Raw genomic sequence first — 12,335 nt, 5'->3', positions numbered from 1 at the left:
CATTAGATCCTTACTACTTTGTCGACTGCCCGGTCTCAGCGGCCGTGGCTGTCGGTGTAGGCCAGCAGGGCCAGGAAGCGGGCACGCTTGATAGCGGTGGCCAGCTGACGCTGATAACGTGCTTTGGTACCAGTGATACGGCTTGGAACGATTTTGCCGGTCTCGGATACGTATGCTTTCAGAGTGTTGAGATCTTTGTAATCGATCTCTTTCACGTCTTCAGCGGTGAAGCGGCAGAATTTACGACGACGGAAGAAACGTGCCATGTGATTGGCTCCTTAAAAGGTCCGTGGATTACTCGTCAGCGTTATCGCTGTTGTCGCTGTCATCACCATCAACGCCATCGGCGCTGTCGGAGTGCTCAGGACGGTCGCGACGCTCACGGCGCTCACTGCGGTTTTCTTCAGCCTTGAGCATCTCGGACTGGCCAGTTACGGCTTCGTCACGACGGATGACCAGGTTACGGATCACTGCATCGTTGTAGCGGAAGTTGTCTTCCAGCTCGGCCAGAGCCTTGCCAGTGCACTCAACGTTCAGCATCACGTAGTGAGCCTTGTGAACATTGTTGATTGCGTAAGCCAGTTGACGACGGCCCCAATCTTCCAGACGGTGGATTTTGCCGCCGTCTTCTTCGATCAGCTTGGTGTAACGCTCTACCATGCCGCCGACTTGCTCGCTTTGATCCGGGTGGACCAAAAAGATGATTTCGTAATGACGCATGAATGCTCCTTACGGGTTGTAGCCTGCCGCCAATAAGCGGTCAGACAAGGAGTGAATGACACTGTTAGTCTTGCTCAGGGACAGGCACATGAGCGCCTGCCGTGACAGCAAGGGGCGCAATTGTAGAGAAGGGGATGAAGAGGCGCAAGGCAATTGGTGAATATTTGAGCAGCGAAGATTCGTAGGACCGGCTTTAGCCGGGAGGGCGCTATTCCTGACGAGGAATATGCATTGACTGCACCGCCCCTCTCCCGGCTAAAGCCGGTCCTACGAATAAATCATTTTGCCTCAGGCTTTCTTGGTGCCAGCCGCTTTCACGTTGCGCTGACGCAACGCTTCAAACAGGCAAACGCCGGTTGCAACCGAGACGTTCAGGCTGCTGACGCTACCTGCCATCGGCAGGCGCACCAGGTAATCGCAGTGCTCACGGGTCAGACGGCGCATGCCTTTGCCCTCAGCACCCATGATCAGGATGGTCGGGCCCGTGAGGTCTTGCTGATACAACTCCTGCTCCGCCTCCCCTGCCGTGCCGACAACCCAAAGGCCGCGCTGCTGGAGTTTCTCCAGGGTGCGCGCGAGGTTAGTCACAGCAACCAGCGGAATCACTTCAGCCGCGCCACAAGCCACTTTACGCACTGCTGGCGTCAGGGTTGCAGACTTGTCCTTGGGCACGACCACCGCCAGCGCTCCGGCAGCATCGGCAGTGCGCAGGCATGCACCGAGGTTGTGCGGATCGGTTACACCGTCGAGCACCAGAATCAACGGAGCGCCTTCGGTACGATCCAGCAACTCATCGAGCATTGCCTCGCCCCAGACCTGACTAGGACTGACTTCCGCAACAACGCCCTGATGCACCCCATCAACCCATGCGTCCATCTCACGCCGCTCGGCCTGACCGATCGACACGCGATTTTCACCGGCCAACGCAACCAGCACCTGTACACGAGGATCATTACGACCCTCGGCCAGCCAGATTTGCTTGACCCGCTTGGGGTGGTGACGCAGTAGCGCTTCTACGGCATGCACGCCGTAGATTTTTTCCAACGAACTCATGACTTGGCCTTAGGCTTGCGCGCCCCGCCGCTTTTCGCGGCTGGAGCAGAACCCGCTTTCGGCGGGCCTTTACGGTGTTTGCTAGGTTTAGCAGGTCTGTCCGATGATGGCGCAGAACCGGCTTTACCGGACTTTCCCGACGATGCCTTGCTACCACCCTTCGCTTCAGCCAACAGAGCCTGTTTCAGTTCGCGACTTTTGCGCACTTCAGCGTTTTTCGCGGCTGCATCACTAGGCCGGTAGGCCTCTGGCTCAGCGCTGGCCTTGGCTTTAGCCTTGGCCGGACGCTTGCTCGGTGCGCGCTCTGAAGCAGCGGCTTTTTCAACTGGCTGCGGCTCTGCACCGCGACGCTTGCGGCCAATTGGGGCGCTGATGGTTTTCTCGGCCATCTCGAAGTCGATCTTGCGCTCATCCAGATCAACGCGCATGACGCGCACTTCAACGGTATCGCCCAAGCGGAAGCTACGACCGGTACGCTCGCCCGCCAGGCGGTGATGCAGCGGATCGAAGTGATAATAATCGCCCGGCAAAGCAGTGACGTGCACCAGACCTTCGACATAGATATCAGTCAGTTCTACAAATAGACCAAAACCAGTCACAGCGGTGATCACACCAGGGAAAGATTCGCCTACGCGGTCTTTCATGAACTCACACTTGAGCCAATTGACCACGTCACGCGTAGCTTCATCGGCGCGGCGCTCGTTCATCGAACACTGTTCGCCCAACTGTTCGAGAATGGCATCGTCATACGGATAGATACGAGCTTTCGGGATTACCGCGGCGCCCGCTCGGCGCACGTGCGGGGTGTCCTGCTTCGAGCGGATCACACTGCGGATTGCGCGGTGAGTCAGCAGGTCCGGATAACGACGAATCGGCGAGGTGAAGTGGGTATACGCCTCGTAATTCAGGCCGAAGTGGCCGTTATTGTCAGAACTGTACACCGCCTGACTCAACGAACGCAGCATGACGGTCTGAATCAGGTGATAGTCCGGACGATCACGTACGGTTTCCAGCAGCGCCTGATAATCCTTCGGAGTTGGACCGTCCTTGCCTTTGTGCAGAGACAGACCCAGCTCGCCCAGGAACGCACGGAGTTTTTCCAGACGCTCAGGTGGCGGACCATCGTGCACGCGGTAAAGCGCAGGAATTTCGTGCTTCTTGAGGAATTCGGCAGTGGCCACGTTAGCAGCCAGCATGCACTCCTCGATCAGCTTGTGAGCATCGTTACGAGTAGTCGGGCGGATTTCAGCGATTTTGCGCTCGGTCCCGAAAATGATGCGGGTTTCCTGCGTTTCAAAATCAATCGCGCCACGCACATGACGAGCACCGAGCAGCACTTTGTACAACGCATAAAGCTGCTTCAGGTGCGGCAACACGTCCGGGTATTCGCCACGCAACTGGCGAGCGTCGCTACTTTTCGGCTGCTCCAGCATGGTACTGACCTTGTTGTAGGTCAGACGGGCATGGGAGTGGATGACCGCTTCATAGAACACGTAATCAGTCATCTCGCCGGTTTTGGAGATGGTCATCTCACAAACCATGGCCAGACGATCAACGTGCGGATTCAGCGAGCACAAGCCGTTGGAAAGCTGCTCAGGCAGCATTGGCACGACCCGCTCGGGGAAGTAAACCGAGGTGCCACGCACCTGCGACTCGGCGTCCAGAGCAGAACCGATCTTCACGTAGCTCGACACGTCAGCGATAGCGACGTAGAGCTTCCAGCCGCCCGAGAACAGACGCAGCTTGCCGGGCTTGGCTTCGCAATAAACAGCGTCATCGAAGTCGCGAGCATCTTCACCGTCGATGGTGACGAACGGCAGATGGCGCAGGTCGACGCGATTTTCTTTGTCTTTTTCTTCCACTTCCGGCTTGAGTTTGGCGGCTTCTTTAAGCACGGCCTCTGGCCAGACGTGAGGAATATCGTAGGTACGCAGCGCGACATCGATTTCCATGCCGGGCGCCATGTAGTTGCCTACGACCTCGACAATATCGCCCTGAGGCTGGAAGCGCGGCGTTGGCCAGTGGGTGATTTTCACCTCGACGAACTGACCGATCTTCGCGTTGTTATTGCGACCGGGAGTAACCAGCACTTCCTGCTGAATTTTTGGATTGTCAGGAATGACAAAACCAATGCCGCTCTCTTCGAAGTATCGGCCGACCACGGACTCGTGGGCGCGGGAAATAACTTCGACGATCACGCCTTCGCGGCGACCGCGGCGGTCCAGACCGGAAACGCGCGCTAAAGCACGGTCACCGTCGAACACCAGACGCATCTGGGCCGGACTCATGAACAGGTCATCGCTGCCATCGTCAGGGACCAGGAAGCCGAAACCATCACGATGCCCGGAGATTCGCCCCAGGATCAGGTCCAGCTTGTCCACCGGGGCATAGGTGCCACGACGGGTGTAGATCAACTGAGCGTCGCGCTCCATTGCTCGCAAACGGCGGCGCAGGGCTTCGAACTGATCTTCAGTTGTCAGGCCAAATTCTTCCACCAGCTGCTCACGGCTCGCAGGCGAACCGCGATCGGAGAGGTGAGCCAGAATCAATTCACGGCTGGGGATAGGGTTTTCATATTTTTCCGCTTCACGAGCGGCCTCGGGATCGAGGGACTGCCAATCGGCCATTAGATAGTTTTCACCTTGTCTATATGGGGGCTAGTTTGGCATACACCTATTGAAACGGGAAATTTCACACTCGAACATCGCCTGAAAAACCCGTGACCGGATGCAAAAAAGCCTTTAAATACACCGCCTGCGAATTTTTTCAAATATTTTAACCACTGGGGGTTTACAGTGCAAAAGGCGCTCCGTATAGTGCGCGCCATCGACAGGTAGACGCTTGTCGATATTGCCCAGATGGTGAAATTGGTAGACACGCCAGCTTCAGGTGCTGGTGACCGCAAGGTCGTGGAAGTTCGAGTCTTCTTCTGGGCACCAATTCAGAGCAGCAGATTAAATCTGATGACTCTCCCAAAAACCCGCGAAAGCGGGTTTTTGCATTTCAGGGTTTAGGTTTTGTGCTTTTGATTATTGCGTCTGTTGCCGATTTTGTTTGCCTCAGCGGAAAAACCATTTATTAAAACCAAAACAGGGGTTTACAGATCAAAACCCGCTCCGTATAGTGCGCTCCATCAACGGCGTGCAACGCTGCTGATGCTGCCCAGATGGTGAAATTGGTAGACACGCCAGCTTCAGGTGCTGGTGACCGCAAGGTCGTGGAAGTTCGAGTCTTCTTCTGGGCACCAATTCAAACAAAACCGAGCCATGTGCTCGGTTTTGTGCTTTCTGGGGCTTGAAAAATAGCAGCTCACCCGTGAGAGCAAAGCTTGGTCTGCTCCTATCAAACAAAATATAACTATCTGATTTGGAATGCTTTTTACTGTAGGAGTGAGCTTGCTCGCGATAGCTCCAGTACAGGCAATATATTCATCGACTGACAGGCCGAATCGCGAGCAAGCTCACTCCTACAGGGTCCGTGTTTGCTGCGCGACAGCGTGGTGTCAGGGACACCGGGGCGACTCCCACAAGGTTACCCACCAAGCAATCCCGGCAATCAAGCCCTGAATTGCCCCAGACTCGCCTTCAACTGCGCCGCCAGGCCATCCAGCACTTTGCCGCTCGCCGTAGTCTCTTCAACGACCTGCGCCGCACGCTGGGCCTGGGCGTGAATCACTTCTACACGTCCTCTCACCGCGTGCGCGCCTTCTGCCTGGTGCACTGCCGCCTTGGTTGCCAGACCAATCGCCGTATGGACCTGCTCAACAGACTCCTGCACGGATTGCTGCAACTTGACGCTGTTTCGCAGTACCGCCAACCCCTCATTGGCCTGCCGTCCCGCCAGACCAATCGCCGCAACGGCCTCTTTCGCACCTGACTGCAACGCACCGATGTGCGCCTGAATATCCCCCGTGGAGCTTTGGGTCTTGCTCGCCAAAGCACGAACCTCATCGGCCACCACAGCAAAACCGCGCCCTGTTTCCCCAGCCCGCGCAGCCTCAATGGCTGCGTTCAGCGCCAACAGGTTAGTCTGTTCGGCAATCCCGTGAATGACCTCCAGCACCACTTCGATCTGCTCGCTCTGCTGCGCCAGCCGCTCGATGACTTTAGAACCGGTTTCAACCTGCCCCGCCAGTGCCTCAATCAAGCCGCCCACTTGATTCGATGTGCGCGTGTTTTCATCAGTCGCCTGACGAATATCCACCACCTGCCTCAAAGCAGCCTGCATGGCATGGCTCTCGGACTGAGCCTCGTCGGCCATGTGCTCAAGCGCTTGCAGACTGGCAGCCACTTCATCGCGCTGCATCGCGGCCGCAGCACCTGCACCCGCATTGCGCTGACTCATCGCATTGATCTCAACACCGGTGCGCTGCGCAACATCTCCGGCCTCGCGAACAATGGGCTGTAGCTTGGCAACAAAACGATTGACTGCTGCCGCCATGTCCCCGATCTCGTCATTACTGTCGATTTTGACGCGCTTGGTCAGATCGCCCTCGCCCGCCGCCAGATCATCCAGCGCCGCGATCAACAGCAGCAGCTTGTTGACTACCCTGCGCCCCAGCACTACCGCCAATACCAAAAGGACGCCCAACCCAATCAGGGCCAGGCCCATGCCTATCCGCCAGCGCAGTGTTTCAGACGCCTCCTTTACCGCTGATGTCGTGTTGGTAGCCATGGCAGAAGCCGCGCCTTGTGCCGAATCAAGCCGTGAACGCAAAGCTGCCGAGCTCTCCTTGGAGGCGCCGCTCAGGCTTTCCGAAACCAGCTGCCCGCCACTGGTAATCAGCGTCGCAAAACGCTTGTCGAGAGCGACAAGGTTTTCTTCAACGGTGGCTGTGGAAACCCCCATGCGTACCTTGCCGATTTCAACACCGTTAGGGCTGATGGATGCCTCGACGTAGTAAACCGAACTGTCGGTCCTGGCAGCGTTCAGCACTTTATCCATTGCCCGCTCGCCCTCGCCCTTGGCAAGCAACGCCTGGATCAGCGGGTTTTCGCGGTTCAGATAACGGGTCAAGTGCTCGCCCGCCGCATCGTCATAAATCACGAACAACACATTGGGGTTGCGTTGCGCGCGACGAGCGAATTCGGACAACGTCGGCGTGTCGTTATCCCACATGGCGCGAGGTGCCACAGCGGCCAGCAATTCGGCCATATCGGTGGCTGAGTCTCTGAGGTCTTTTTCCAGCGTGGCGCGCAGCTGTGCCTGCTCATCCTTCAGACGGGCGGCAAGGCCCGTACTCAAGCGCTGACTGGTACTGGTAGCAAGATTATCGAGACTGGAGGTTACTTCTCGACTTGCCTGTTCCAGTTCAGCGGACAAGTGTTGCGAATCTACACCCAGGCGATTAGCCAAATCAGCTTCAAGCGCAGTGACCGTGCTCCGGGTGAGAGCAACGGCGACCAGCACCTGCACCAAAAGAGCGATGCCAAGTGCAATAAACACGGGCCGCAGCAAGCGGCTCCGCAAAAGAGAGAGGACAGCTGACACGGGGAATCCCTCCACCACCGGCGCCATTAAAATGCTGGCACCTTTTCTGACGCTTTTTACAGCAATCGCCGTGCCGTTCCTGCGGCCACGGTCAAACCAGAAAAAACAAAGGGCCGCATCTGCGACCCTTTGTTTTTACATCAACAACTTATCATCCAAACGGATGACGCAACACGATGGTTTCGTTGCGATCTGGACCCGTCGAAATAATGTCGATAGGTGCGCCCACCAACTCTTCCAGACGCTTGATATAAGCGCGAGCGTTAGCTGGCAGCTCTTCCAGAGTCTTGGCACCCAGCGTCGATTCAGTCCAGCCCGGCACTTGCTCGTACACAGGCTTGAGGCCCAGGTAGCTGTCAGCGTCGGTCGGTGCTTCGATCACTGCTCCGTGCTCGTTCTCGTAACCGATGCAGATGTTGATGGTTTCGAGGCCATCCAGCACGTCGAGCTTGGTCAGGCAGATGCCGGAGATGCTGTTGATTTCGATAGCGCGACGCAGGATCACGGCATCGAACCAGCCGCAGCGACGAGCACGGCCAGTGGTTGCACCGAATTCGTGCCCACGCTTGGCCAGGAATGCACCAACATCGTCGAACAGCTCAGTCGGGAATGGACCCGAGCCTACACGCGTGGTGTAAGCCTTGGTGATACCCAGGATGTAATCCAGGTACATCGGACCAAAACCCGAACCTGTGGCAATACCGCCCGCGGTGGTGTTGGAGCTGGTGACGTACGGATAAGTACCGTGGTCGATGTCCAGCAGCGAACCTTGAGCGCCTTCGAACATGATGTCTTTGCCGTCGCGACGCATTTCATGCAGCGCAGCAGTAACGTCGAGCATCAGCGGCTTGAGCAGTTCGGCGTATTCCATGCACTCGTCGAGAGTTTTCTGGAAATCGATGGCGGGCTCTTTGTAGTAATTGACCAGCACAAAGTTGTGATAGTCGAGCAGCTCGCCCAGCTTCGCGGCGAAACGCTCGCGGTGGAACAGGTCACCGATACGCAGACCGCGACGTGCAACCTTGTCTTCATAAGCCGGGCCGATGCCACGACCGGTAGTACCGATCTTGAACTCGCCACGGGCCTTTTCACGCGCCTGATCCAGCGCAACGTGATAGGACAGGATCAGCGGGCAGGACGGGCTGATGCGCAGACGCTCGCGTACTGGAATGCCTTTCTCTTCCAGCTTGATGATTTCGCGCATCAGCGCATCCGGCGCAACGACCACACCGTTACCGATGAGGCACTGCACGCCTTCGCGCAGTACACCGGACGGAATCAGGTGCAATACGGTTTTTTCGCCGTCGATCACCAAAGTGTGACCCGCGTTGTGGCCACCCTGGTAACGCACTACAGCGGTAGCATGTTCGGTCAGCAGATCAACGATCTTGCCTTTGCCCTCATCACCCCATTGGGTGCCCAGGACTACGACATTCTTACCCATAACACTTGTCCTCATTCACGCAAACTTGGTGTCGGCGGCCGCCGACAGGAAAACTCAAGAAGCCAGCGGCACGACTTGCCAACGCTCGCCATGCTGAATCAATTGCCGATCGCAATCGGCCTCACGCGCTGCGGCCACCCGTTGCCCAGGCAATGCCTGCACAACACGCTGACCTTCACTGCGCAACTGACAAACCTGCTGCCAGAGTGCTGCATCCGTACTGTCCGGCATCCAGATACCGCCGGAAGGCAATTCGATTTCCGCACGACCCAATGTCACCAAAGTCTTCAGGTCCGTGGAAAAACCGGTGGCCGGGCGAGCCCGACCGAAATCTGCACCGATGTCATCATAGCGACCGCCCTGAGCAATGGATTGACCCACGCCCGGAACGAAAACAGCAAAGACAACACCCGTGTGATAGTGATAACCGCGCAACTCACCCAGATCGAAGTACAACGGCAGCTCAGGGAAACGGGTCGCAAGGCGCTCAGCTACGGTCAACAGGTCATCAAGCGCAGCCAGCACTGGCGCTGGCGCGCTGGCCAGGCGATCACGCGCAGCCGCCAATACTTCACGACCACCGCACAGATCGACCAATGCACGCAGCATCGACGCCAGATCGGCAGGCAGATTGGCTGTCAGCTCGATCACTTCGTCGATGGCCTTGCGTTGCAGGGCATCAAACAGCAGTTGTTCAACCTCGCCAGACAAACCAGCTGCGCGGGCCAGGCCGCGGTAGATACCGACATGCCCCAGATCCATGTGCACATCTGGAACATCAGCCAGTTGCAGCATGGCCAGCATCAGGCTGATGACCTCAACGTCACTGCTTGGGCTTGCATCGCCATACAACTCGGCGCCCAACTGAATAGGGCTGCGCGAAGAAGACAAGGCACGCGGCTGTGCATGCAGCACGCTACCGGCGTAGCACAGACGGCTCGGCCCTTCCCGACGCAGGGTATGCGCATCAATGCGCGCCACTTGCGGCGTGATGTCGGCACGAAAGCCCATTTGCCGACCCGACTGCGGGTCGATCACTTTGAAGGTGCGCAGATCCAGGTCCGAGCCCGCGCCAGTGAGCAAGGATTCAAGGTATTCGATATGAGGGGTGACTACGAATTCATAGCCCCAGCTCTGGAACAGATCCAACACCTGACGGCGCGCTACTTCTATGCGCGCCGCTTCAGGCGGCAGTACTTCTTCGATGCCATCTGGTAGCAGCCAGCGGTCAACCGTTGCCATTACGCCTTTCCCCTATGATCCGGGCGACCCGCGCCGAGGCGGGCCTTGAGTAAAGCAGAGAGTGGTCAGGTGCTGCGCCCATTCCTGCGGGCACGGCGAGCGCCCGAGAATGGCTGTTTCAGACCACTGTCCTCGAAAATCATGCCACTGCTGTGGCCAATCAATCGTGCAGACGCAAAAAAGCCGGGAATTTCCCGGCTGCCGCATCATACACACGTTTTACCGCATGATCACCCCGCCAGACGGTTTTGCCGCCCGGCGGGTAGATTACGGCGTTCAGATCACGGCTTGGATTTTTCCAGATAGCGGAAGAAATCGCTGCTCGGATCCAGAACCATCACGTCACTCTTGTTCGCGAAGCTTTCACGGTAGGCGCGCAGGCTACGGTAGAACGCGTAGAACTCCTGATCCTGGCCGTATGCCTTTGAGTAGATCGCGGAAGCCTGGGCATCACCATCACCGCGGGCCTCTTCAGACTCACGATAGGCTTCAGCCAGCAGTACGCGACGCTGACGATCGGCGTCGGCACGGATGCCTTCAGCCAGCTCGTTACCCTTGGCGCGATGCTCACGCGCTTCACGTTCACGTTCGGTACTCATCCGTTCGAAAACGCTGCGGTTCACTTCTTTCGGCAGGTCGATAGCCTTGACCCGAACATCGATAACTTCGATGCCCAGTTCCTTGTTTGCCATCGCGTTCAGCGAAGCGGTGATGTCAGCCATCAACGCATCACGCTCGCCCGACACAGCTTCGTGCAGGGTGCGCTTACCGAACTGGTCACGCAGACCGGATTCGAGACGACGCGACAGACGTTCGTCAGCGATTTGCTTGAGGCCCGACGTTGCTGTGTAGAACACTTCCGCGTCCTTCACACGCCATTTGGCGTAAGCATCCACCATGACCGCTTTCTTTTCCAGCGTCAGGAAGCGTTGGGTCGGAGCATCCAGCGTCAACAGGCGACCGTCGAACTTGCGCACCTGGTTGACGTAAGGAATCTTCACATGCAGACCCGGCTGAATATTAGGTTCAACCACGCGACCAAATTGCAGCATTACGGCACGTTCTGTCTGGGACACGATAAACAGGCTGTTCCAGGCAACCACCGCCAGCACTACAGCAACAATCAGGGCGATCAGCGATTTATTGCTCATCAGCGAGTCTCCCTTGTACGCGGCTGCTGAATCTCTGCGGCGCGAGCACCGACATCAGCTCCTGCAGTGTTAGCACCGGTAGTCGGGGCATTGCTGTTACCGCTACGGCCGTTTTCGATCATCTTGTCCAGCGGCAGATAAAGCAGGTTGTTCCCGCCTTTATCGCCAGTTACGAGAACCTTGCTGGTATTGGTGAACAGCTCTTGCATAGTGTCCAGGTACAGACGTTCACGCGTGACTTCTGGGGCCTTGCGATACTCCGCAACCAGCTTGGTAAAGCGATCAGCTTCACCCTTGGCGCGTGAGATCACTTCGTCGCGATAACCGTTGGCATCTTCGATGATTCGCTGAGCCTGACCACGTGCTTCCGGAATCACACCGTTGGCGTAGGTTTCAGCCTGGTTACGGGAACGTTGCTCGTCTTCCCGTGCACGAATCACGTCATCGAATGCTTCCTGAACCTCACGAGGTGCAGCAGCGCTCTGTACGTTGACCTGGGTCACCGTGATACCGGTGCGATAAGTGTCGAGGAAACGTTGCAGACGCTCCTTGATCTCACTCGCCATCAGTTCACGACCTTCAGTCAGCACCTGATCCATGGCCGTGGAACCCACGACATGACGCAGCGCACTTTCAGTAGCGTGTTGCAGACTGACTTCCGGTTGATCAACGTTCAGCACGAAATCACGCAGGTTGGAGATTTTGTACTGCACGGTCAGCGGCACTTCGACGATGTTTTCGTCTTCAGTCAGCATCTGGCCCTGTTTGCTGTAGGCACGTTCGCGAGTCACGTTTTCCATGTACTTGCGATCGAACGGCGGGAAATAGATGTTCAGACCCGAACCTACGGTTTCGTGGTACTGACCGAAGCGCAGCACAACGGCCTGCTCCTGCTCGTCCACGACGTAAATGGCGCTGTACAGCCAGATCGCAACCAGCACGACCAGGCCAATGCCCAGCAAGCCGAAACCGCCACCCTTGCCAGGGTTGCCGTTACCACCACCGTCACCACCACTGCGTTTCTTGCCACCACCGAACAAACCATTAAGGCTTTCCTGCAGCTTTCGGAAGGCCTCGTCGAGATCCGGTGGCCCCTTGCGGTCGCCGCCCTTGCGCTTACCACCCCAAGGATCCTGATTATTCGAGTTGCCACCCGGCTCATTCCAAGCCATAGCGCTCTCCATCTGATAAAGCAAAGACGCGCCCGCGGCGCGCCGACCAATGCTACAGAATGC

9 protein-coding genes and 2 tRNA genes are annotated in these 12,335 nt (G+C 57.2%); 2 read left to right on the top strand and 9 right to left on the bottom strand.

The genetic code is table 11. The annotated features are described in order from the left end of the window. Positions 1–35 precede the first annotated feature (35 nt). The 4 genes from rpsR to rnr form a co-directional block, all read right to left on the bottom strand. On the bottom strand, positions 36–266 hold the full coding sequence (gene rpsR, locus AO242_RS04005) for a 30S ribosomal protein S18 (protein ID WP_002551829.1): 231 nt from the start codon (positions 264–266) through the stop codon (positions 36–38). A 28-nt stretch (positions 267–294) separates the two neighbouring features. Next, complete coding sequence (gene rpsF, locus AO242_RS04000; protein ID WP_027900435.1) at positions 295–720, bottom strand: 30S ribosomal protein S6; 426 nt, start codon at positions 718–720, stop codon at positions 295–297. A gap of 288 nt (positions 721–1,008) precedes the next feature. Then, complete coding sequence (rlmB, locus tag AO242_RS03995) at positions 1,009–1,773, bottom strand: 23S rRNA (guanosine(2251)-2'-O)-methyltransferase RlmB (protein WP_099267773.1); 765 nt, start codon at positions 1,771–1,773, stop codon at positions 1,009–1,011. Beyond that, entirely contained in the window at positions 1,770–4,400 is a 2,631-nt protein-coding gene (gene rnr / locus AO242_RS03990) for a ribonuclease R (RefSeq protein ID WP_099267772.1), read from the bottom strand. The genes rlmB and rnr overlap by 4 nt, the downstream gene beginning before the upstream one ends. Positions 4,401–4,625: 225 nt before the next feature. Here rnr and AO242_RS03985 point away from each other — a divergent pair. Next, positions 4,626–4,712 (top strand) — tRNA-Leu (locus AO242_RS03985). Between the two features lie 221 nt (positions 4,713–4,933). Next, positions 4,934–5,020 (top strand) — tRNA-Leu (locus AO242_RS03980). A 308-nt stretch (positions 5,021–5,328) separates the two neighbouring features. Here the strand turns inward: AO242_RS03980 and AO242_RS03975 are convergent. The 5 genes from AO242_RS03975 to hflK form a co-directional block, all read right to left on the bottom strand. Continuing rightward, on the bottom strand, positions 5,329–7,263 hold the full coding sequence (locus AO242_RS03975) for a methyl-accepting chemotaxis protein (RefSeq protein WP_099267846.1): 1,935 nt from the start codon (positions 7,261–7,263) through the stop codon (positions 5,329–5,331). A 151-nt stretch (positions 7,264–7,414) separates the two neighbouring features. Continuing rightward, a complete protein-coding gene (locus AO242_RS03970) occupies positions 7,415–8,707 on the bottom strand; it encodes an adenylosuccinate synthase (RefSeq protein WP_027900439.1) in 1,293 nt (430 codons plus the stop codon). Positions 8,708–8,761: 54 nt separating this feature from the next. Then, positions 8,762–9,949, bottom strand: a complete 1,188-nt coding sequence (locus AO242_RS03965; protein ID WP_099267771.1) for an ATP phosphoribosyltransferase regulatory subunit — start codon at positions 9,947–9,949, stop codon at positions 8,762–8,764. Between the two features lie 281 nt (positions 9,950–10,230). Further along, positions 10,231–11,100 carry a protease modulator HflC gene (gene hflC / locus AO242_RS03960; protein WP_027900441.1) on the bottom strand — a complete coding sequence of 290 codons (870 nt, stop codon included), beginning with the start codon at positions 11,098–11,100 and terminating at the stop codon, positions 10,231–10,233. Beyond that, entirely contained in the window at positions 11,100–12,272 is a 1,173-nt protein-coding gene (gene hflK, locus AO242_RS03955; RefSeq protein WP_099267770.1) for an FtsH protease activity modulator HflK, read from the bottom strand. Before hflK ends, hflC begins: the two co-directional genes overlap by 1 nt. Positions 12,273–12,335: the final 63 nt, after the last annotated feature.

The organism is Pseudomonas sp. ICMP 561 (assembly GCF_002699985.1).
In the GTDB taxonomy this organism is placed as follows: Bacteria; Pseudomonadota; Gammaproteobacteria; order Pseudomonadales; family Pseudomonadaceae; genus Aquipseudomonas; species Aquipseudomonas quasicaspiana.
Note: the sequence above shows the minus strand (reverse complement) of the source record. Positions and strands in the feature narration are given on the sequence as shown.

What these genes read in the sequence shown, in the direction of transcription:
- rpsR (WP_002551829.1), bottom strand. Translation starts at nt 266, where the DNA reads ATGGCACGTTTCTTCCGTCGTCGTAAATTCTGCCGCTTCACCGCTGAA.
- rpsF (WP_027900435.1), bottom strand. Translation starts at nt 720, where the DNA reads ATGCGTCATTACGAAATCATCTTTTTGGTCCACCCGGATCAAAGCGAG.
- rlmB (WP_099267773.1), bottom strand. Translation starts at nt 1,773, where the DNA reads ATGAGTTCGTTGGAAAAAATCTACGGCGTGCATGCCGTAGAAGCGCTA.
- rnr (WP_099267772.1), bottom strand. Translation starts at nt 4,400, where the DNA reads ATGGCCGATTGGCAGTCCCTCGATCCCGAGGCCGCTCGTGAAGCGGAA.
- AO242_RS03970 (WP_027900439.1), bottom strand. Translation starts at nt 8,707, where the DNA reads ATGGGTAAGAATGTCGTAGTCCTGGGCACCCAATGGGGTGATGAGGGC.
- AO242_RS03965 (WP_099267771.1), bottom strand. Translation starts at nt 9,949, where the DNA reads ATGGCAACGGTTGACCGCTGGCTGCTACCAGATGGCATCGAAGAAGTA.
- hflC (WP_027900441.1), bottom strand. Translation starts at nt 11,100, where the DNA reads ATGAGCAATAAATCGCTGATCGCCCTGATTGTTGCTGTAGTGCTGGCG.
- hflK (WP_099267770.1), bottom strand. Translation starts at nt 12,272, where the DNA reads ATGGCTTGGAATGAGCCGGGTGGCAACTCGAATAATCAGGATCCTTGG.